At 37.6% G+C, this 22,369-nt stretch carries 16 protein-coding genes and 1 pseudogene; 10 read left to right on the top strand and 7 right to left on the bottom strand.

From position 1 onward, the window contains the following. Positions 1 to 859 precede the first annotated feature (859 nt). The 3 genes and pseudogenes from ADICYQ_RS00780 to ADICYQ_RS30555 all read left to right on the top strand — a co-directional run bounded on the left by ADICYQ_RS00780 (position 860) and on the right by ADICYQ_RS30555 (position 3,974). Positions 860 to 2,277 (top strand): annotated as a pseudogene (locus tag ADICYQ_RS00780) (phytoene desaturase family protein). A gap of 115 nt (positions 2,278 to 2,392) precedes the next feature. Continuing rightward, entirely contained in the window at positions 2,393 to 2,905 is a 513-nt protein-coding gene (locus ADICYQ_RS00775) for a hypothetical protein (protein WP_235114222.1), read from the top strand. Positions 2,906 to 3,275: 370 nt separating this feature from the next. After that, complete coding sequence (locus ADICYQ_RS30555) at positions 3,276 to 3,974, top strand: hypothetical protein (RefSeq protein ID WP_438830468.1); 699 nt, start codon at positions 3,276 to 3,278, stop codon at positions 3,972 to 3,974. Positions 3,975 to 4,310: 336 nt separating this feature from the next. Here ADICYQ_RS30555 and ADICYQ_RS00765 read toward each other — a convergent pair whose 3' ends face one another. Further along, positions 4,311 to 5,012 (bottom strand): LytR/AlgR family response regulator transcription factor, encoded by a 702-nt coding sequence (locus ADICYQ_RS00765; protein WP_020891264.1) that lies wholly within the window; start codon positions 5,010 to 5,012, stop codon positions 4,311 to 4,313. After that, complete coding sequence (locus tag ADICYQ_RS00760) at positions 4,999 to 6,045, bottom strand: sensor histidine kinase (RefSeq protein ID WP_020891263.1); 1,047 nt, start codon at positions 6,043 to 6,045, stop codon at positions 4,999 to 5,001. The genes ADICYQ_RS00765 and ADICYQ_RS00760 overlap by 14 nt, the downstream gene beginning before the upstream one ends. 162 nt (positions 6,046 to 6,207) lie before the next feature. Here ADICYQ_RS00760 and ADICYQ_RS00755 point away from each other — a divergent pair, with 162 nt between their 5' ends. The 4 genes from ADICYQ_RS00755 to ADICYQ_RS27970 are packed head-to-tail and all read left to right on the top strand — an operon-like array spanning position 6,208 to position 11,961. Continuing rightward, on the top strand, positions 6,208 to 7,593 hold the full coding sequence (locus ADICYQ_RS00755; RefSeq protein WP_020891262.1) for a TolC family protein: 1,386 nt from the start codon (positions 6,208 to 6,210) through the stop codon (positions 7,591 to 7,593). Positions 7,594 to 7,602: 9 nt separating this feature from the next. Further along, complete coding sequence (locus ADICYQ_RS00750) at positions 7,603 to 10,887, top strand: efflux RND transporter permease subunit (RefSeq protein ID WP_020891261.1); 3,285 nt, start codon at positions 7,603 to 7,605, stop codon at positions 10,885 to 10,887. After that, positions 10,877 to 11,371 carry an efflux RND transporter periplasmic adaptor subunit gene (locus tag ADICYQ_RS27975; protein ID WP_020891260.1) on the top strand — a complete coding sequence of 165 codons (495 nt, stop codon included), beginning with the start codon at positions 10,877 to 10,879 and terminating at the stop codon, positions 11,369 to 11,371. Before ADICYQ_RS00750 ends, ADICYQ_RS27975 begins: the two co-directional genes overlap by 11 nt. Beyond that, complete coding sequence (locus tag ADICYQ_RS27970; RefSeq protein WP_316929247.1) at positions 11,350 to 11,961, top strand: efflux RND transporter periplasmic adaptor subunit; 612 nt, start codon at positions 11,350 to 11,352, stop codon at positions 11,959 to 11,961. The genes ADICYQ_RS27975 and ADICYQ_RS27970 overlap by 22 nt, the downstream gene beginning before the upstream one ends. Positions 11,962 to 12,123: 162 nt before the next feature. On the opposite strand, the gene ADICYQ_RS00740 is transcribed toward ADICYQ_RS27970, so the two are convergent. The 4 genes from ADICYQ_RS00740 to ADICYQ_RS00725 form a co-directional block, all read right to left on the bottom strand. After that, positions 12,124 to 12,867, bottom strand: coding sequence for a LytR/AlgR family response regulator transcription factor (locus tag ADICYQ_RS00740; RefSeq protein ID WP_020891258.1), 744 nt, complete (start codon positions 12,865 to 12,867; stop codon positions 12,124 to 12,126). 79 nt (positions 12,868 to 12,946) lie between these two features. Then, on the bottom strand, positions 12,947 to 13,732 hold the full coding sequence (locus ADICYQ_RS00735) for a sensor histidine kinase (RefSeq protein ID WP_020891257.1): 786 nt from the start codon (positions 13,730 to 13,732) through the stop codon (positions 12,947 to 12,949). Between the two features lie 199 nt (positions 13,733 to 13,931). After that, a complete protein-coding gene (locus ADICYQ_RS00730) occupies positions 13,932 to 14,912 on the bottom strand; it encodes a Kelch repeat-containing protein (protein ID WP_020891256.1) in 981 nt (326 codons plus the stop codon). A gap of 6 nt (positions 14,913 to 14,918) precedes the next feature. Beyond that, positions 14,919 to 16,205: a DUF4270 family protein gene (locus tag ADICYQ_RS00725; RefSeq protein ID WP_051160076.1), complete on the bottom strand. Its 1,287-nt coding sequence runs from the start codon at positions 16,203 to 16,205 to the stop codon at positions 14,919 to 14,921. A gap of 238 nt (positions 16,206 to 16,443) precedes the next feature. On the opposite strand from ADICYQ_RS00725, the gene bamG reads away from it, so the two are divergent. The 3 genes from bamG to ADICYQ_RS00710 all read left to right on the top strand — a co-directional run bounded on the left by bamG (position 16,444) and on the right by ADICYQ_RS00710 (position 19,948). Then, on the top strand, positions 16,444 to 17,685 hold the full coding sequence (gene bamG / locus ADICYQ_RS00720; RefSeq protein ID WP_040413700.1) for a BamG family beta-barrel-assembly machinery protein: 1,242 nt from the start codon (positions 16,444 to 16,446) through the stop codon (positions 17,683 to 17,685). A gap of 43 nt (positions 17,686 to 17,728) precedes the next feature. Continuing rightward, positions 17,729 to 18,157, top strand: coding sequence for a DUF2141 domain-containing protein (locus ADICYQ_RS25600; RefSeq protein ID WP_020891253.1), 429 nt, complete (start codon positions 17,729 to 17,731; stop codon positions 18,155 to 18,157). Positions 18,158 to 18,808: 651 nt separating this feature from the next. Then, positions 18,809 to 19,948 carry a bile acid:sodium symporter family protein gene (locus tag ADICYQ_RS00710; RefSeq protein ID WP_020891251.1) on the top strand — a complete coding sequence of 380 codons (1,140 nt, stop codon included), beginning with the start codon at positions 18,809 to 18,811 and terminating at the stop codon, positions 19,946 to 19,948. A gap of 736 nt (positions 19,949 to 20,684) precedes the next feature. Here ADICYQ_RS00710 and ADICYQ_RS00705 read toward each other — a convergent pair. Next, positions 20,685 to 22,262 carry a M81 family metallopeptidase gene (locus tag ADICYQ_RS00705; RefSeq protein WP_020891250.1) on the bottom strand — a complete coding sequence of 526 codons (1,578 nt, stop codon included), beginning with the start codon at positions 22,260 to 22,262 and terminating at the stop codon, positions 20,685 to 20,687. Positions 22,263 to 22,369 lie beyond the last annotated feature (107 nt).

The raw sequence follows: 22,369 nt of genomic DNA, 5'->3' as shown, positions 1-22,369 counted from the left end.
CACTAAATTTTATTATATCCATTATTTTTTCGAATAAAAGGGGGATACCCTAAATGAACAAATGACTTTTGATTAATGTTTTAAGGAAAGTAATAACTTATAATATGAGTTGATCAATCCTATTTCCTTAAATTTATTATAGATTATTTTACTTCTTTTAAGTGGTGATAAATTTTAAATCTAATATATCTTTTTTGTTCCTCAATTGCTTTATGTGAGAGGTCTATTTTATATAACTTCAAATTAATACGTCCCCTAAATTATCATGGATGTTTTAATTTGGAAATGTCAAAGTCATCAACCCCTTTAGACCTTGAAGAAGATTGATCACAGGAAAACAATAGGATAATTCACATTAATAAAAAGCCGAATTTTTTCATGTCTCTAATTTGACCTAATCTTTCAAATAATCAAATTTTAAAGACTAATATTTCAGTTTAAATCTTTGGGTTTGAGTTTGAGTAGGGTGGAGTGGATTAAGGGATAGGGGATCATTCCTATAAGTTTTTAGCAGATTATTAGGAATCAGAAGTGGGTTTTGTCGGTAAAAACAAATTTCTAATTTCAATTGTGTATCAATCTTTAAATGAGAATTATACATGTATTTCAACCTAATTATAGGATTATTCATTTTCTGTATAGTAAACTCATGAAGTATTTACATTACAGCCTTTGTTTTTAAACAATACAAATGGATGTATTCGAAACAAGATGGAAAGTGATTTTTCTTAATTTACAGTTAGGGCTAGAAATGTCAAAAGGGAATAAAATTTCTTGTTTTAGCATATTTGTCCAATTGTATATATTATCTCTTTTTTTGAACTAATATTTATAGTAGCTTTACTTTAAATAACTACCTATGGATGCTACTTATGATGCTGTGGTTGTTGGCTCAGGGCCAAATGGACTATCAGCAGCAATTGTTTTACAAAAGCATGGATTAAAAGTCCTTCTTATTGAGGGAAAGGAAACAATTGGTGGTGGCATGCGAACCATGGAGCTTACACTTCCTGGGTTTCACCATGACGTTTGTTCAGCAATTCATCCTATGGCGGGAGCCGGTCCTTTTTTTAAGACATTGCCTCTTGCTGAATATGGGCTTGAATACATTCACCCTAAAATTTTAGCCGGACATCCACTACCGGATGGAAGGGTAGCTTCCTTGCATCGGTCGCTATCCGGAACGGCGGATCAATTGGGAAGTGATAGCAAAGCCTATATTGATCTGTTAAAACCTCTTGTGGACCATTGGGATGCCTTGTCGTCCGATTTTTTAGCACCATTAAAAATCCCTAATAATCCAATAAAACTGGGGCTATTTGGAATTAATGCGCTACAACCCGCGACCCTGCTTGCGAGGAAATTCAAAGAAACCAGTACTCGCGCACTTTGGGCAGGCATGGCAGCGCATGGCATCCAACCCTTGACCAATGTCACTACTTCAGCCATCGCAATGGTATTGATGGCAGCAGGTCATCATAGTGGTTGGCCGATGATTAAAGGAGGCTCTCAAACCCTGGCCGATTCTTTAACGAATTATTTTGTAGCCTTGGGCGGTACAATTGAAAAAGGGAAAATGATTGCTGACTTCAGCCAAATTCCTGATGCAAAACTGGTAATGTTTGACGTGAGTCCAAAAAACTTATTAAATATAGCCGGAGATAAGTTTTCTAAATTGTACCGTTGGCAACTGAATCGTTACAGGTATGGCATGGGCGTTTTTAAAATGGATTTTGCACTTTCTCAACCCATACCCTGGAAGTCAACAGCACTTAATGGGGCCGGGACAGTTCATCTAGGAGGCACGATTGAAGATATTTCAAAATCAGAAAAATTAACCTGGGAAGGAAAATACAGTCAAAACCCATTTGTGCTATTGGCTCAACAAAGCCTATTCGATAAAACACGATCTCCAGAGGGATCTCATACTGCATGGGCTTATTGCCATGTACCATCGGGTTCTGAAGTTGACATGTCAGCTGCTATCGAGAACCAAATCGAGAAATACGCCCCTGGTTTTAAAGAAACCATCATAGGCAAGCATACCTTCAATACCAAAGAGATAGAAAACTATAACCCAAATTATATCGGAGGAGATATCAATGCTGGTGTGCAAGATTGGTCACAATTGTTTACCAGGCCTGCACTTAGAATATCTCCTTATAGAACCTCATTCAAAAACATTTATATTTGCTCTGCATCGACTCCACCAGGAGGGGGGTTCATGGAATGGGTGGCTATTATGCTGCAAAAAGAGCCATTAAAGATTTATTTTAAATTTCAATGAACTATATTTAATTTTTTGAACAATTAAAACAAGATGTACGAATTCCTGAAGAAATATAAAATCACTTTGCTCTTCTATGTAACCATCATTTTCCTCTTAATATCGATGGTATTTGCAAGATTAGTAAGAGAGCCATATCCAAGTTTAAATATGCCCGCTTTTACAAGAAGTGGGATTACTGATGGCATTTTACCTGCCAGTTATTTTGAAATTATTTATTTGAATAATGAAGAAGAGGTCTGGAAAGGAGATTTACAGGAGATTTTCAAACGAGGAAATACAACCTTATATAGAAATAACATGCATTTTATTTTTTTTAATCAGGCTGGGACGAACTTGGAAGAATCAAAAAAGCAGAAACGAAGAATAATATCATTAATACCTGGAGGAGCTAAAATCCATCAAACACTAAAAAATTGGACAACAAATAACGTGTTAGGTGGAGCAGATATAGAAGTACCCAAACTTATGTTTAAAAAGAGACCATTTGAATCCAATGAGGTAACTGGCTTTATTGTCAATGAGTATAAAGAATATTACCACTTGGTGGATGGGTTTCAAAGGAGAGAAATTGTAAAACATAAAGAATTTACTTTTGATGATGATATTATCAATTAACGAAAAAATAACCAATTGGCTTTTAAGTACCTGGAAGCCCACTTTTTTCCAATTAGGCCTAACGAGAATTTTATTCTGCCTGGGGTTTTATATTTTTGGTCTTCCTCAATTTATAGAAATATCAAATTATGATTTGGTGTTTTTTGACCCACCTGTGGGGGTTTCCACACTGATTGGTCCAATTACATCAAGTGATTTTTGGTGGAATTTTGATTTGATTTTGAGAATAACCTTTGTCTCTTTATTGGTAGGCTTCCGAACGAAGGAATCATCTATTGTTTTTGGATTACTTTTGCTATTTGGTTTTACCTATATCTACAGCTATGGAAAAATTAATCATAACATTTTCCCAGTGATTTTTCCAATAATTATGGCTTTCACCAATTGGGGAGGAGCGCTTTCAGTTGATGCTTTAAAGAATAGGAAAACGAAAGTAGAACCTAGAGGCTGGCCGTTGACATTTCTTTCGTTTTTGCTAGGATGGGGATATTTTACTGCTGGCTTGCCGAAACTGATTGGTGGATGGTTAGATCTTTCCTATTCAACCACAGCTGGCTTTATTTTAAGAAGGTTTTATTCAAGTGCAGAGTCCCTGTACTTAAATGAATTTTTTGTTAAAATAAACAATTTATTTATTTATAAATTATTAGATTACAATACCTTACTATTTGAGTTGGGGTTCATATTTACAATATTCTGGTCAGTCGTATTTTTGCGAGCAATTGGAGTCGCAGCGATGTTTCATCTAGGTGTTCTATTGACAGTAAATATTCCTTTTTCACTACACGTTTTGGTGTTTTTGCCGTATATAATTTATTTTTATTTCAATAATAATCCCCAACTTTCAGAAAAGTTCGAATCGTTTTTTAGGCGAAATAAAAAAATTTTTATAGCGATCGCTTCAATTTTAGCGATAATAATAATTGCTGACTATAATCCAATACCATTTAAACTCCCACAACATTCTATCCTATTTTTAGTTTGTGTTCCCTCGGTATTTATGCTTTTACCAAAATCTGTAAACCTGTTTTTTATTAGAATGATAAGGCGAATTATTCCCGAGAAATAATTTGGACGTATTGGGAGCTGATTTCTTTTTTTATAGAAGGATTTAAATCTGCTTTTCATCTTTCGTAGTGAATAGGAGGGGAAGGCAGGTACTAATCTTTTATTCTGTCTACTTGTTGTAGGTATCTGTTGGAACTGAAGGCCGATTATTCTATTATCAGCGCATAGGAAGAAAACTGATTCAGTTTCGGCTTATGAGGTTGGAAAACACATTTAACTTAATTTTTCTAGGGAGGCAATTCTTTCATGAGAAATTGCATTAAAACAAACCTAGATTACTAGATTAAATACTGCTTCTAAGAAAACCCTATGTCTATATATGTTTATTCTTCAAACCTCAATTCATCTTCAAACGATCGAATAATTGTCTTTTGTAGGTGATGCCTATGGGTAGTTTTTCTTCCTCAATCTGGACAAAATCTTTGTCTACATTTTTAATTTTGTCCAAAGCAACAATATAAGATTTGTGGATTCGCATAAATCCTTTTTCTGGGAGTAGCTTTTCAAACTCTGTGGTGGATATGGAAGCCAGACATATTTTTTTATTCTTGTAAATCTTTACATAATTACCAAAGCTTTGGATGTACATTAGTTTATGCAATGCTATGTCTTTGAACTCCCCATCAATTTTTACGGTAATTGAATTTGGCTCGCTACTTTCCTCAACAATTGGGCTGCTGTCCATAAGGAAAAAACGCTCGATGGACTTTAAAAACCGAGGAAAATAAATAGGTTTCAGTAAGTAATCAATGACGCCATAATCATAGCTCTCAAGCGCAAATTCTGAATAGGCAGTTGTTAAAATTGTCTTAGGAGGGGAGGGGATAATTTTTAGCAATTCTATCCCAGAAATTTCAGGCATATTAATATCCAAAAACATCAAATCAATCTTGTTTTCGCGTATATAATCCATTGCTTCAATGGCATTGTACGCTTGGAAAACTAAATTCAATCGTGAATTTTGTTTGATATAATTGATCAATACGTAGTGGGCAGCAGGCTCATCGTCAACAATGATACACGTTTTAACTCCCTTCATTTTTACCCATTTTTAGTTGTATTTTTAAATCAACATTATAGGTGGTTGGGTCATTGTTAACGTTCAAAGTGTAATCTTCTCCATAGATTAATTTGAGCCTTTCGGTGGTGTTTTTTAACCCAATATTGGTGGAGATAACCTTAGTCTCTTTTGGGACAGAATTGATTACATTCAAATGCAAAAGTCCCTTGCTAACAGAGATATTGATATGTACAAAACACTTTTCTATCGCACAAGTTCCATGTTTGAAGGCATTTTCGATAAAAGCGATCAAAAGCATAGGGGAGATTTTGTAAGCATTTTCGTTATCAATCTCACACTTATAGGTGATTTCACATCGATGTGCTACACGCTCCTTTTCTAATTGGACGTAACTGTTGATAAAGGACAATTCATCTTCCAAAGATACGGAATGTTCATTGTTACTTTCCAATTGGTACCGCATTAATTGGGATACTTTCATGATCAAATCAGAGGTTCTTTCAGGGAATTGTAAACTGATGCCGTAGAGGGTATTGAAGGTGTTGAATAGAAAATGGGGATTCAATTGAGCTCGAAGCGCATTGAGTTGCATTTGATTGTAGAGTATGGTTTTGTCTGTTTGTTGTTTATAAATTCTATAAAATTTAAAGACAATAATGGGACTTAAAATACAAACCAATGTGCCTGAAACACTGGCAAACTGAAAAGTAAAGCTCTTTTGATGTGAATTTTGATACAACTGACTTTGGCTAAACATGTCCAAGGTCATGAGGTTATTTAAAAGTACAGAGAAAATGATTATTCCTATGATTGTCAGGAATATATAGATCAATGGCTTGTGTTTTTTAAATAGGATTGGCAGGAAAAAAAAACGATTGAACTGTGCGTGTACGTAGAGAATAACATAAAATAAGACACCTAGCGTAATTGAACCTATGGAGCTTATAAACATCCAATCGTTTTTGAGTGTATAGATGGTAAAAGAAAATGCAACGACAGCAAATTCTTGCCACCACTTATTGTCCATGAGATCGTTGATGCTTCTATTCATAGGTTTGGGTTTAATAATTCACAAAGAACTATAATTTTTTAGTTACTATTTTGAATAAATGATGAATTGAATTGGTCATTTACCATTTCCCTACAGCATATTAAAAGTGGATCATAAACAGATTACAAATAGTTTTGACACATAATTTCATATTTGAATTTTATGTATTTCAAAAAAACTATTTCCCTATTATTATTCTCCATTGCTGCTTTTAGTGGCTATAGCCAGGATCTTTCATTGAAAGAGGCCATCAATATTGGTATTGACAACTATGGTTATATCAAATCTAAAAGCAAATATGCCAGTGCTTCGGAGGAAACCCTAAAGCAAACAAAACGAGAATATTTACCGAACCTAAACCTATCCGCCCAGCAGAGTTATGGGTCGGTCAATGGGCAGTATGGTTCCTTTTATGGCATGGTAGGCAATGTAGCTGCATCAGGACCTACACTTCCAGAACAAAACTGGAACGCAGCTTTTGGCGCACAATACCTAAGCAATGTCAACTGGGATTTTTTCACTTTCGGTAAGACCAAGGAAAAAATCAATCTTGAAAAAATGAATGTTAAAATTCAGGTGAATGATTTGGAACAAGAGAAATTTCAATTGAAAATCAAGATTTCTGCAGCTTATTTGAATCTGTTGGCCAGTCAGCGTTTGTTGATCTCGCAACAAAGAAACCTGGATCGAGCCGAAGTTTTCCTCACCACGGCTACTGCACGAGTAAGAAACGGACTGCAAGCAGGGGTAGACTCTACCTTGGCTACTGCAGAAGTTTCCAAAGCGAAAATCGCTTTAAACCTTGCACGAAACATGGTCAAAGAGCAGAACAATCAACTTGTGGATTTAATGGGGGTTGCCACTCAGGATTTTGTGGCAGACACACTCTTTTTAAGTCAGATCCCAACGCAATTCCTAAAGGATTACAGTGATACAGAAGGCCAGCATCCCACACTCAAATACTTTCAAACGAAAGTTGATTACAGTGAACAGCAAGTGAAATTGTCCAAGAGGTTTTATTATCCTACGATGAGTTTATTTGGCGTTTTGCAATCCAGGGCTTCAGGGTTTGGTACCAACTATTCGGTTGATCAAAGTGCATTTTCGAGGAATTATTGGGATGGAATCAATCCGGACCGTACCAATTTTCTGATAGGGGCAGGCATTTCCTGGAACCTGACAGCACCATTTAGAATGAAGAAACAAGTGAGTGCTCAAAAATTGATCGCTCAAGGTGTTCAAGAAGAGTACAATCAGGTGGACAGAGAGATCAAATCCCAGTTGTCACTCGCTGATGAAAAAATAAAAATTGCGCTAGCCAATTATGCCGAAGCGCCAACTCAGGTAAAAGCAGCGTCTCAGGCTTACTTGCAAAAAATGACCTTATACAAAAACGGATTGACCACTTTGACGGACCTTACCCAAACGATGTACATCCTTAACCGTGCAGAGATTGATCGGGACATTGTCAACAGCAATGTTTGGCAATCCTTTTTAATTAAAGTTGCCGCTACAGGTGATTTCGAATTGTTTATAAATGAATTTTAATTAAATCATATGAATTTAATACGTTTTGCACTTCGCAAACCCATTTCTATTTTAGTTTTGGTTGCTGGGGTGTTTTTCTTCGGTATCGGTGCTGTTAAGGATATCAAGATTGACATTTTACCAAAGATGAATTTGCCGGTTATCTATATCGCGCATCCATATGGAGGATTCACCCCTGATCAAATGGAATCCTATTTTGCCAAGGGATATATCAATATTCTTTCGTTTGCCAATGGTGTGAAATCTGTTGAGACGAAAAATATTCAAGGGTTGATGATCATGAAGTTGACCTATTATGAAAATACCAATATGGCACAAGCTGCAGCTGAACTTACAGCGCTGGCCAATAGGATTCAGGTGATTTTTCCACCAGGAACACAACCTCCTTTTATCATTCGTTTTGATGCTTCTTCATTGCCAGTTGGGCAGTTGGTGTTGGGGAGTAAGATTAGGTCCAATAATGAGCTTCAGGATTTTGCCAATTATTATGTAAGGGCCAATTTCACCTCTATTCCAGGGCTATTGTCACCTGCCCCATTTGGTGGGAGTCCAAGAACCATAGAGGTCAATGTAAATCCTGATCTTATGAGGTCTCATAATATGACGCCCGATCAAATAGTAGAGGCGATTCGACTCAACAATCAATCTGCTCCTTCAGGAAATGTGAGAATCGGGGACATAAACTACCTAACACCCACCAATAGTAGTATCAAAGAAATCAAAGACTTTGAGAAGATTCCATTGTTTAAAGGCAGTGTCCAAAACCTTACTTTAGGGGATGTAGCGACAGTGAAAGATGGTGCTGATGTTACCAGTGGTTATGTTTTGGTGAATGGAAAAAGATCGGTTTACATCAATATTGCCAAGGCTGCTGATGCTTCGACTTGGGAAGTTGTAAATAAATTGAAAGCAGAGCTGCCAAAAATACAGAGTACACTTCCTGAAGACATCACCTTATCCTATGAGTTTGACCAATCGGTTTATGTGATTAACTCAGTGAAGAGTTTAGTGACAGAAGGCGTCATAGGAGCAGTGTTGACTGGTCTGATGGTTTTATTGTTTCTAGGAGACAAGCGTGCGGCTTTTATAGTAATAATGACCATTCCGATTTCAATTATTGCTGGTGTTTTGTTTTTGAAGCTATTTGGGCAGACCATTAACCTCATGACCTTGAGTGGGCTGGCTTTGGCCATCGGTATACTGGTAGATGAGAGTACTGTAACCATTGAGAATATTCACCAACACCTGGATATGGGGAAACCCAAAGCAGTAGCGATTTGGGATGCTTGTAAAGAAATAGCTTTGCCAAAACTGCTTATTCTTTTAAGTATTCTGGCTGTTTTTGCGCCTGCTTTCACAATGGCAGGAATTCCTGGAGCATTGTTTTTACCATTGGCCATGGCGATTGGGTTCTCGATGATTGTGTCCTTTTTATTGTCTCAGACCTTTGTGCCGGTCCTTGCCAATTGGCTGATGAAGGAACATCCTAAAATAGCGCATGCTTCAGGTATGACAGATGATGAAGCAGAGTTTAATGCCAGTGGATTAACTTCAGCATCTGAAAAAAACCAAATTGATCAAAAAAGGGAAATGGTCCAACGAGTAGACTTGAACAAGGATGGGAAGATCAGTTTCTTTGAACGTTTCCGAATTCGGTTCATGCGATTTTTGGATCGACTATTCCCCTATAAAAGGGCAACTACCCTGGTGTATCTTATCGGGATATCCATGTTGGCAGGAGTACTGCTTATGAGTATAGGTAAGGATGTTTTTCCAAAAGTAAATTCAAGCCAATTTCAATTGAGAATGCGCGCCCCTGATGGTACCCGTATAGAGCGAACAGAAGAAATGGCGATCCTGCTGTTAGATGAAATAAATGAAATGGTGGGAAAAGAGCATGTAGGAATATCATCTGTATATGTAGGACAGCATCCATCACAATTTTCCATTAATCCAATTTATCTTTTCACTGCAGGTTCCCATGAGGCAGTATTTCAGGTCAGTTTAAAGGACTATGACGTAGATATGGAGGATTTCAAAGATGATTTGCGTATCAGGGTTAAAAATATTCTTCCTGCTGTAAAAATGACTTTTGAACCCATAGAGCTTACAGATAAAGTGTTGAGCCAAGGATCACCAACCCCAATAGAAGTAAGGATAGCAGGTAAGGATAAAAAAAGGAATGAAGTCTACGCTAAAAAATTGATAGAAAGGCTTAATAAAATAGCTTATCTAAGAGACATTCAAATTGGCCAACCTATCAATTATCCTGCTTTGGATATCGATATTGACCGAACAAGGGCGGCTGAATTGGGTGTAGATATGGATGATATTTCCCGTTCATTGATAGCTTCTACTTCATCGTCCAGGTATACCGAAAAGAATAGCTGGATTGATGAGAAGTCGGGGATATCTGTTTCAGTACAGGTGCAAGTGCCTTTGAATCAAATGAAAAGTAAGTCTGATATTGGAGAAATTCCTGTGTTAAAAAACTCACTGCGTCCGGTTTTAAGTGATGTAGCCACCATCACACCGACAACAGTAAATGGCGAAAATGACAATCTTGGTGCCATGCCATACATCACTGTCACCGCCAATATCCACAAGACAGATTTGGGAACAGCGTCGGATGATGTTTCTGCGGCTATAGCCTCTATTGGAGAATTGCCCCGAGGCTTATTCATGGAAACCATTGGTATGAGTACGGTCCTGAGCGAAACATTAAGTAGTTTGCAAGTAGGCCTATTGGTCGCCATCATTTTGATTTTCCTGATGCTTGCAGCTAATTTTCAATCCTTCAGGGTTTCTTTTGTGGTCTTGACCACAGTCCCTGCGGTAGTTTTAGGGGCTTTACTTATGCTCACCATGACAGGGTCTACATTGAACCTCCAATCTTATATGGGGATCATCATGTCAGTGGGTGTATCCATTGCGAATGCCATCCTTCTGGTGACAAATGCTGAGCAATTGCGACTTGTCAATGGGAATGCCTTAGCTTCAGCCAGAGAAGCGGCTGCATTGCGACTACGTCCCATCATTATGACAAGTGTAGCCATGATCGCAGGGATGTTGCCAATGGCTATAGGACACGGAGAAGGTGGAGACCAGGTGTCTCCCTTGGGTAGAGCTGTGATTGGAGGCTTGTTGTTTTCAACCTTTTCAGTATTGCTTATATTGCCTGTGATTTTTGCCTGGGCACAAGAAAAAGCCAGTACCCAATCCGTATCCTTAGACCCAGAAGACCAAGAAAGCATTCATTATATATCGGTATTAAAAACAGAAGATGAAAACTAAAATAGCTCAGTCATTCTTATTGCTTTTTGCAATGTTGCTTATTTTTAGCAGTTGTACCTCCAATCAAGCAGAAGTTTTTGTAGAGGAAGAGCCAAAAATAGAGACGTTCTCTTTGCACAAGGCCAAATTGAAATCAGAATTGCGATTGCCTGCCGAACTGTCTGGCTTTCAACAAGTGGATCTGTATGCCAAGGTGAGTAGTTATGTAAAAGAATTAAAAGTTGATATTGGGACCAAGGTTACCAAAGGAAAGCTTTTGGTTGTTTTGGAAGCACCAGAAATCAACTCACAATTGGCTGCGGCCGAATCAAAACTGAAAGCGATGGAGGCTATTTTCACCACTAGTGAGAGCACCTATAATCGTTTGTTTGAAACCAGTAAAGTAGAGGGGACTATTTCTAAAAATGATTTGGAAATGGCCAAAGGAAAAAAGAATCGGACCACGCCCAATATCAGGCAGCAGTGGCCGCACACAAGGAAGTGATCGTTATGAAAAGCTATCTCAATATTTCGGCTCCATTTGATGGTATTGTGACTACTAGAAACGTTAATCTTGGGGCCTATGTAGGACCGGCTGGAAAAGGCTCTGATATGCCTCTTCTTACGATTCAACAACAGGACAAATTGCGACTGGCAGTTTCGATTCCAGAGTTGTATACAGGCTATTTGAAAAGAGGGGATGAGATCAGTTTTAATGTAAAATCCCTACCGGATACCTTTACCGCTACGGTAGAGCGAATGTCTGGGGCACTGGACTTGAAGTTACGTGCAGAGCGGGTAGAAATGGACATTGAAAATACATCTGGAGCAATGCTTCCAGGGATGGTTGCTGAAGTTCGCCTACCTCTTAATGCCAAAGACAGTACTTTTGTCGTACCAAAATCTGCCTTAGTCAATTCAACGGAGAATATTTTCGTGATCAGGGTTGAGAACCAAAAAGCTTCCAGAATAGAAGTGAAGAAAGGAAGAGAAATTGACGATCAAATCGAAATCTTTGGAGACTTGAATAATAATGATAAAATGGTATTGGTGGCCAGTGAAGAAATAAAAGAAGGGGATTTCATTAACGAATAAGTACCTCTGGAATGGGATTCATCCTGAAGTAAAAAGGGACAAAACTTTTCATAAGTTTTGTCCCTTTTTTTGTTTGAAATTATGCAATTGCGTTTCTGATTACCAGTCTTACTTTTTTCAGGAAGTGGTGATATCCCAAAATAATGGCAAAATCTTCAATTTTTAAATGTTTTTATTCACTACCAGCTCGTAGAAAAAATCCCGGTAGTTCCCTCCAATGGTAATGTGCAGGTCCTGGTCTATCAATTTGACCTTGTTTCGGCTGATTATCTCTATCTGATTGACAGATACAATATAAGATTTGTGAATCCGGATAAAGCCCTTGGAGAAGAGGCTCATTTCGTAATGTTTGATTGAATTAAGGGTAAGTATTGGCTTGTCATTCCCAATGAGGTATATCTTAACATAATCTTTGTAACCTTGAAGGTAAGCGATGTCTTTAAGGCTGACCTTAACAGTGAAATGCTCTACTTTTACAAATATAAACCTCGATGATTCATCGCTTTGGCTTTCTTGAAAACCAGCTTGGGATACTGCATTTGGCTGGACGTTTGGTATATGGATAACTTTTCCCACTGCCTGAAAGAAGCGGCTAAAACTGATTGGTTTTAGCAAATAATCAATGGCGTTGATCTCGAACCCTTTCACCGCATATTCGCTGTAAGCAGTGGTGAATATGACCTTGGGTTTGTTCGAAAGACTTTCATAAAATTTTATACCATTCATATCCGGCATGTTGATGTCTAAGAACATCAACTTGATCTCATCATGGACAATGCAATCCATGGCCTTTAAGGGAGAGTCAAACCTTCCTTTAAGCTCCAGCATCGGCATTCTAGATATATAATCTTCCAATATATCCAGTGCCAAAACCTCATCATCAATGATAATACAGTTAATCTTCATTTCTTTATTTTTAGAAAAGCCTTAAAAGTACTGTTTTCGTAGATTTGCTTAAAGCTGTGTTTACCTGGATAGAGCAATTCTAACCTTTTTTAAGGTTTTCGATGCCTATGCCTTCTTTATTGGTATTGATATTTTGGTCATCTTTCTTTCCCACGCTGTTGATCACCGATAGGAATATTTCTTCATTGTCTTCTTTAAACGAAATAAGTATAAAGGAGGGCGTAACATAACTTATCCCGTGTTTAAACGCATTTTCTATTAAAGTAATAAACAGAAGTGGCTCTACGGTATAGTTTTCATTTGCAAAGGAAAAGTAACACTTAATTTGCGGAGCATTGGTATCCGAAAATTTGAGCTTTTCCAGATTTACATAGTTTTTAATGAAATCCATCTCTTGATGAATGAATACTTTGTCCTTTCCAGATTCATACAAAACGTACCTGAGGATGTTAGAAAGCAACATAATGGACGGTGTTGTGTTCTCAGATTTTCTGCTTGCTAGAGAATAGATGTTATTCAAAGCATTGAATAAAAAGTGAGGGTTTAGCTGGTTTTTTAGAAAGTTTAACTCTTTTATGATTTTCTGCCGCTTCAATTCATCATATCTTTTTGATTCTCTATCAAGTTTGGTGATAAGCTCTATGGCAGTTCCCAATACCATAATGAGGACAAATCTCATAAGGGAAGGGATCCAGAAAAACATTTGCCTGCGACCTCCACCACGAAACCTGGGAGCAGGACGACCTTCATTCATGGGCACAAAGTCCATAAAAGTATGCTCGAGGAAAATAAAAATGGCAAGAAAGGCAAATAAAAATAGTGCATACTTTAAATACTTCTGTTTGAACAATAAATGAGGAATCATCCATATAATGTTGAACAAATAGAAGAAGATAATGCTAATATTGGAAATACTAAGATAGAAAGTGGGTCGTAATTCTTGGGTTCTATTAGAAATAATAAAAAATACTGGGGATAATATTACCCCCAGTATCAAGACATGAACCAATGTCTTTAGAATTACTTTCTTTTCAAAATTCAACATTTATACCGCTGTGAAAGGTTTAATCTTCCTCGTCATAATAAACAAAAGGCTGAAATTCATATATATCATCAAATCTTAAGCTTGAACTTCTTCCCAATAGAACGTAAGCCCTTCCATTAACAGAGAAGGCTGAGGCGCCAGCTCTATAAACTGCTTCAAGTGGAGTCTTTTCTTCCCAAAGATCATCTTCAGGATCGTATTCCCAGGTGCTACCCAAGATCGAGCCGAGAGAGCCCGCTACAAGATAACCAAATGATCCAACTGAAAAAGCACTTGCTTCACTTCTAACCAAGCTGTAATCGTCATCATAATCAAGGTCATTTTTTCTGGCCCATTCCATGCTATTGCCGTCTAAGGCCCAGAAATCATATTCATAAGAACCATTGTTGATTCCTGTTCCAATATAAGCAATGTCACCTATAACAAAAACCATGGCACTTTGACGTTTGGCTCCTCCCATAGAGATTATTTGAGACCAGGTATTGCTGGTAGGATCATACTGCCAGAAATCCTTTTGCTCACTTCCATCATATCCGGTACCAATGTACCCTTTTCCTACAAGTGAAAAGCCTATAGCATTGTACCTGGCAGTACCACCGAAGGAAGCGACTTCAATCCAATTGTCATTTTCAGGATCATATTCCCAAAAATCATTGAGTTTGTTTGTTCCGTCATATCCTGTTCCTACATACCCTTTACCATCTATGGTGAATGCGACGGCATTACTTCGAGCTTGCCCTGGGAAATCTGCTTTTTTGATCCAATAATCACCTGCAGAATTGTATTCCCAGAAATCATTTAAATAATCTTCTCCTGTATAACCTCCCATTACAAAGGCTCTGTCGCCAATGGAGAAAGACGCAGCATTGGAGCGGTTGCTGCCTTCAAAATAGGATCTCCTGACCCAGTTTCCTTCACTGGTAGTCACATCATCACTGATACAACCTCCCAGAAAAAAAACTCCAATAATAACTCCTATTAACAAACGTGTTTTATTCATAATAATTTAATTTAAAGGAAGAAATACAATATCTAGTTTAATTTTTTGTTGTGTTGAATTAGATGAGAATACCAAATACCTGGTGGTGAGTGATGTGCTAGCTGGTAGCGTAATCCATAAAGCATTCTCATTGTCGTAATTGGCTCCCAATTGACTGTCAATAAAATCTTTTACAGGGATTTCATAATAGGTTTGTTCATGAAATTGATCATCAAATGCACTCATGCCCACTGTTCCCAAAGATCCATTGATGACGTTGTTTTTATCAACTGTATAAACATTTATGGAGAAGGCTGGGGTGTTAAAATAATTGTTGTAAGTCCCAGGTTTTACAGGCAAGTGAAGTACGGCTGAAGAAATAAAGAAGTTCTCGGAGATCTCTTTAAGCATCTGGATTTCCGGGAATTCAATTCTGATACCTGATTCGTATAGTGGATCTACCATTACTGCCCCATAAGTTTCCTCGGAATCAATATTTGTATAAGAAGCAAATCCATTGAATAGGCCTGTAGACTTGTCTACATTCAAATTTGTAAAATGTTCGGTGCCACTTTGTACGGTAATCTTGAATTGAGAATTTGTTTGGTCTATATTGGCCGAAGCCCGGTAATAAAAGCCTATATAAGAAGTTTCAGAAAAGGTTAACAAAGGCCCATTTCCAACAGATTCAATAACCAAACCTTTGAATTCTTCTTCCAGGTCTTCATTGGAATAAAAGATCGAGCTACTTGATTTGGAATTTTCAAAAAGTTCTAGACCAAATTCATAAGGCAAGGTAATGGTTAGCGAATCCTTATGAGGCAAGGCTTGAACACTTTTGGTTACCATTGGACTTGGACTATAATCAAAAGTTTGAAAATTATAGATGGCATAATAATCATCAGGTTCCGGACTTTCGAGAAGTTCATATATGTTTAAATCGAAAACAGGTAGGGTGTCGTATTGGAAACTCTCATAAAACAATACGAGCACTACAGAATCCATTTGTGCCTCATCATTCATCCTTATATCGCTTTCTGCACCGAATTGTAGATAAGAAACCGCATTTACATCGCCCCTAATGCTGTCACTATAGGCACCCACCATAAAGTTTGTTTTGCCATTTGTTACCAGACTATCCGTAAAATAACTGTACAATAAAATCTCCGTACTTTCAATTAAGCTCACTTCCAGCTGTTCATCGTCTTTGATGACTTCAGGCTGGACAAGTATATCATTTTCAAAACATCCTGTCATTAAAATGGCCAAAGAGGAGAAACAGAGATATTTGATTAAATTGAAACTAGGATCCATAAAGATTATTTTTGCCCCAAACCAAATCAATCTTCTTTCAATAATCAGATATAATAGACCTAGGAGGCAATGTTGTCGACGAAAGGCCTATTGTTCTCTATGATCTAAAATACCGTATTGGGAGTTGCCCTTTTAGTGTTGAGAGGTAAATAACAGGATTACGTCTATACATTTTCAGCTTATATCTATTATAAGAGAATTTCCAGATTTGAAAGAATAGCTTTCGGAAAAAATAAAAATGGTTTTTCCAATTCGAGCGCTTTGCCTATATGTTATTTCCTTCATGCTAACAGGAACATTGCTAGCACAACGGGGAGACGGTTCCTTATATTCTTCCTATGGTATAGGCTTGATCAATAATGACAATGTAGGGTATTCAACCAGACTCGGTGGAACTGGTGTTGCTGTTCAATCACCCTATTTCCTCAACCATATCAATCCAGCCTCAAGCGTAGGTATTCTTGGCGCCTATAATTTTATGATTGATGCAGATGTCAAATACCAGATGATGAACATCTCTACCTCTGAAGAAAATATTGACATCAATAGGACCAACTTGTCCCATGTAGCTTTTTGGTTAAAAGTATCCAAATCATCTGCCTTTACCTTTGGTCTTATGCCCATCAGTAGTGTGGACAATAGTTTTCTGGAAACCACCTATTTTGTAGGTTCGGCAGATCCTTATTCTAAATACACCAAAAATTATGGTGACATAAGCAAGGTATTTCTGAACTATGCCTATTCCCTTCATCCCAGATTGTCCCTTGGTGTAAGACCCTATTACCTCTTTGGGCATATCAACAACACAAATTTATATGAAGTCCAATCCGATGTCTATGGATCAGTAGACAGCTTTTATCTGAATCTAAAGAATAATTATAGCGGAGTGGGAGTAGACCTGGGTATGCAATACATTGCTTATAAAAATAAAGATAAAAAACTAATACTGGGATTGACTTATAATGCACCTGCAAGTGTCAGTGAGCAACTTTCTGAGGAAGTTCAGCTCCTTGATTCAGATTCACTTCTTTATGAATCCAGTGGAGAGATGGAGGCAATGGATTTCTTCCAATCTGCCAAGGCAGGAATTTCCTACCAGACAAAAAATTGGATAATTGCCGCAGACTATACCTATAAATATTTCCCAGATTCATGGGAGGATTATACCCCTGCACAGCAAGTAAGTTTTGGGGCTGAATATGTACCAGATTTTTATGGTTATAGTTTTCCAAAGCAATTGAATTATTCAGCAGGTCTTTATTATGATACTGGAAATTATTTGTTTCAAAATACACCTGTGAATCGTTGGGGCTTTTCGGCTGGTATAGGTTTTCCCGTACAAAACCTTACCAGGTTAACGCTTTCTTATCAGTATGAAAAACAGGGAAGTACTTCTCTTCTGTCCAGAGAAACTACTCATGGGATCACCTTAAATTTCAATCTTGCTGATATTTGGTTTCAAAAGAAAGGCTATAAATAATTCTGGAAATAGTTTGCTAAGTTTTACTACTAATAATTTAAAAATGAAAATTGCATTTGTCCTCTTTTGTAGCTTATTTATTTGCTCTTTTACTTCCCCAATCCTGAACCAAACCAATTTAAGGGTAGGTAATTTGGATTTTGAATTGGGCGGGGATGTTCGGGTTCAGGTGTTTAAAAAACAACCTATCGATATATTGACGGAATTGAAACCTGTTGTAAAACTACAGGTAGCTTTGGAAAAAGCACCCTATATTAATCTTCCTGAATTGGAGCCTGGCGAATACATGATAGCCGTATTCCATGATAGCAATAAAAATGGAAAAATGGATTACAGCTTTTTTGGATCTCCTAAAGAGGGGTATGGGTTTTCAGGAGAATTTTATTGCAATAGAAAAAATCCATTACCGGAATTGCATTATGTCCGCTTAAATTCAGGGACTCAGGATATCAGTGTTAATGTCTGTTATTGATTTGGACAATTTTTTATGCCTGGAAAGGAAAATCTGCTTTCTTAAAATACTTAAGTAAGCACACTGAATAACTATAAGTAATCAAAATATCTATTGATATGTTAGTTAATTCTAATAATCAATTCTTTGTAAAACAGGGAATTTTAGTTTGTTTATCAATTATTATTATCCAATAATTTTTTAGTTTAATTTGCTTCCACGAAAAATGCCCTGTTTATTTTGACCTTATTGGTATTGGTATTGGTAGGGTGTAGTGGTGAGCAGGTGAGTACAAATGATCAACTACAATTTGATGTGGAAATTGATACTATGATGGTTAATCCAAGACATGATTGATGAAGCAATTCCCAGGTGCATTACTCAGGCTTTTTATTTCCATATAGCGAAGAGTTAAAATTGGGAAAAACGATAGCAAAGACTTGCAGAGATTTTACTAAAGTCAAAATACGATAAAAATCCTTTTTCATAAAATAATAAAGGATTTTTGAGGTAAAAGCTAAATGAATAGCCCCTACTTAATGAAATCCCTTCTATCTTTACCAGATAGGCCTTTTGCCTAGCAAATCAGGAAAATTCACCTAACCTCGATTGAAAGACCATAGTGTTGTGGTCAATCATAAAATATATCAGTAAGCATTTACGAAAAGAATCATGAATAAAAAGCAAACGATATTTAGCTCATCTCTAGCTTTAGCAGGAATATCTTTAATTGGAATTGTTGTTTTGCTTTTAATGGGTTACCAGGAAGGAGCTTCGCTACTTGTATTGTCTTTCTTTGCATTTTTACTGATAGGGATGCAAGGTTATGATAGGTTTAAGGGTTTTTCGTTTACCGTGTGGGTAATTGCAGCAGTAGGGGTAAGCATGACTTTCCCAAGTTACATTACAGAAGTTGCTGGCTACAAAACAGATAGTTTTATTGTGCCATTGATACAGCTTATCATGTTTGGCATGGGAACCACTATGGGCATTAAGGATTTCCAAGGGGTATTAAAAATGCCAAGAGGAGTGATTGTCGGTTTGGTTTCCCAGTTCACTATTATGCCTATTTTGGCAATAAGCCTGGCAATTTTAATGGATTTCCCACCAGAGATTGCCGCAGGTATAGTGCTTATAGGTTCTTCCCCTAGTGGTGTATCCTCCAATATTATCACCTTTCTAGCAAAAGGGAATCTCGCCTTGTCCATTACTTTAACTGCTTTTACTACCATTTTGGCTCCTTTTTTAACCCCCTTATTAATGAAGTTGCTGGCAGGTCAGTTTATACCCATTGATTCCTACCAAATGATGGTGAGCATAATCAAGATGATATTTGTACCCATAATTGCAGGGATGGTTTTCAATAAGATTTTCAAAGATAGGGCAGTATGGCTTAATATCGCCATGCCATACATCGCCATGGCAGCCAACGTAGTAATTATCGCGGTAATTGTGGCTGCGGGTCGCGACAGTCTTTTGGAAATTGGGCTTTTACTTTTACTAGCAGCCATCATCCACAATGCAAGTGGCTATGTTTTGGGCTATTGGGGTTGTCGTCTCTTCAAGATGAACAAAGTAGACAGCCGAACGATTGCCATAGAAGTGGGCATGCAGAATGGAGGCATGGCAGCGGGAATTGCTTCCGAATTGGGGAAAGCAGCTACTTTAGGCCTTTTTCCAGCCATTTTTGGTACATGGATGGACATTTCGGGTTCTTTCCTCGCCAACTGGTGGCGAACAGCCCCAACGGGAGAAAATGATTCTGCAGGTCTTACTGATGACCCTCAACCCTTAAAGGAAATTGAAAAATAAAGCCTGATTTTACGAATTTCATAGTGGCAAAACTAATTATTGATAACGTTTAGAGGTTATGATTTTGTCAGCATTGTTGCAGAAAAAAAAACAACAATACAAATAAAATCGTTTCGTTACTTTTTCTTTTACACGGATTCCACTCGTGGTTATGGCTGTTGATGCTTTTTAGGTTTCTCGGATATGGTTCTCTATTTTATTTATGACTACACCACATTAAAATTAAAGAAAACTGTTAAAAACATTTACTGCCTTTTGGGCCAGAAATAGAGATATTGGCTTGCTTTCTCTTTATACTTTGTTCACTTGTTTATGAACCCAAGGCTTAAAAATGGTCGCTATCAAGTATAAAAACCCAGGCCTGAAGGGCCTGACCAATAATAACCGTGGATGTCAATCCACGGTATCCAACGCAACTTTTATCTCAACCCTGAATGGGGTTGAACAGTCAACTACCCTGATACGAAGACATTGAATAGGTAAAATTTGATAACTAGCTTATGTTGGGAATTTGCCTTATGTTCAAATGAGTTAAACCCCAAGGGTAAGTACTATAAAGATTTACTCAGCATCAGAAAAAAGGATTTCCTATTGTTTTTCGGTAGGGGATCGAATTAGCATCCTGCTAAATGAAGGCGCCCTCCTAGCTAAGCCAGGAGGGCGTTAAATATAATCTTCAACTGTCTAGGATTGTTTGCAGTTGGCGATCAAAAATTAATCGTATAATGAAATCCGATTAATAATCTCCCATGCCAAACATTCCTTTACGGGCACGCTTGAAATTAAACCAAGTTGGATTAACAGCGGTAGAACCCGGACTGTCAACTTGAATCAATAAGGAAGCAAATGGTTCATAAGCAGCTCTTGGAGCAATGTTTCCTTTGGCTACAATGATCTTTTGTCTTTCAACATAAACGCCATTAGAGATAAGTTGGTGTGCACTGTTTGGGCTGGATGCCAAAGTAGTCAAAAGTAGTAGGTTTGGTTCGTCCAAAGTGGAGCCTTCTACCTGAATAACTGCTGTATGGCCCATATTCCAGTAGCGTCCACCACCATGGCGAACCTCAGTCTCAAGGTAACGTCCAACATTTAACGAGCGAACCTGGCCTTTAACCCTAACAGGTTTTCCATGCATATCATCTGTTTTTCCACCTACTTCAAAATCAAAATCATTTCCAACACCTGCATTCGCAGCTATGGCATAAGCTTCTGGATCAGCTATCACCATTACCCAACCTTGAGCTCCCTGCTTGATTAATTCTTCCAATAAAAAGGAACTGTCACCTGTGGATCCACCTCCAATATTATCTCCCATGTCAATCAAGACAACTGGACGGCCATCATGTTCCATTGCCATTTTTACAGCTTCTGCTGGCTGAGGGCTATCAAGGATTGTTTTGTCACGGGAATCCCACAGCATATCAGAAAGCCTTTGCGCTTCCTTTTGTGCAAGTTCTGGGTCGTTATCAGTAACAACAATCACAGAAGGGCCCATCCATGGCACATCCGCATATTGATATCCTCCTGAAACACTTACTGCCAGTACTTTTTCATTTTCCTCCAATTTTTTACTTTCAGTGGTGATGGGAAGTAATGGGTTTGAAAAAGTACTTTGGTATACAATATTATAAACCATTGGTGCTTTTACAATGGCTTGGGTAGGCTTAACTCCCTCTTTGACCATTTCAGCCATGATCTTTGCCGCTTGTAATCCACGGTCAAAAGTATCAAGATGAGGGTTTTCTTTAAATGTGATCAGGACATTTGATAACTTAACCATATCTGGTGTAACATTGGCATGGAAATCATGGGTTACAATGATGGGCATTTTAGGCCCAAAGGCTTTTCGCACCCTTCTTACAATTTCCTCGTCACCACTAGGGTAACTTTCCACAACCATTGCACCATGAAGGTTTAGCAATATGCCGTCTAGTTTTGGCCCAGCTTTCAACTGCTTAATGATTTCGCCCATCATGGTGTCGAAAGCATTGTCAGTAACAGGTCCCATAGGCCTGGCTCTGGTAACTACCGTAGGGTAAAGTTCTAGTCCAAAACGCTTAGACCCTTCAATATAGCCTGAACTTATGGTTTGGGAATTGGCAAAAGAAAAGAACTTTTCGGACAATTCTTTTTGTGTCTCTCCCAATTTAAAATCAAATAAATCCAATGTAGTAAGTTGGCTACTGAAAGAATTTGATTCGTGTGCAATTCCAGCCACACCTATTACAGGCTTTTTCTGGGCGAAGACGCTGTTGAAAGCAAATAAAACAAGGGGAATTACGATAGCAATTCTTAAAATGATAGTTTTTTTCATTCTATTTTTTTTATCCTTTATACCAAGGAAAGCTTTATATAAAGGGGGTAATTTTTAAAGTAAAGTCATCAATTATACCGTTTATTTTATTAAAATTCAAAAATTAT

The sequence above is a fragment of the Cyclobacterium qasimii M12-11B genome (assembly GCF_000427295.1).
GTDB lineage: Bacteria > Bacteroidota > Bacteroidia > Cytophagales > Cyclobacteriaceae > Cyclobacterium > Cyclobacterium qasimii.
The sequence above is the reverse complement of the archived record's forward strand: the minus strand, read 5'-3'. Positions and strand labels throughout refer to the sequence as shown.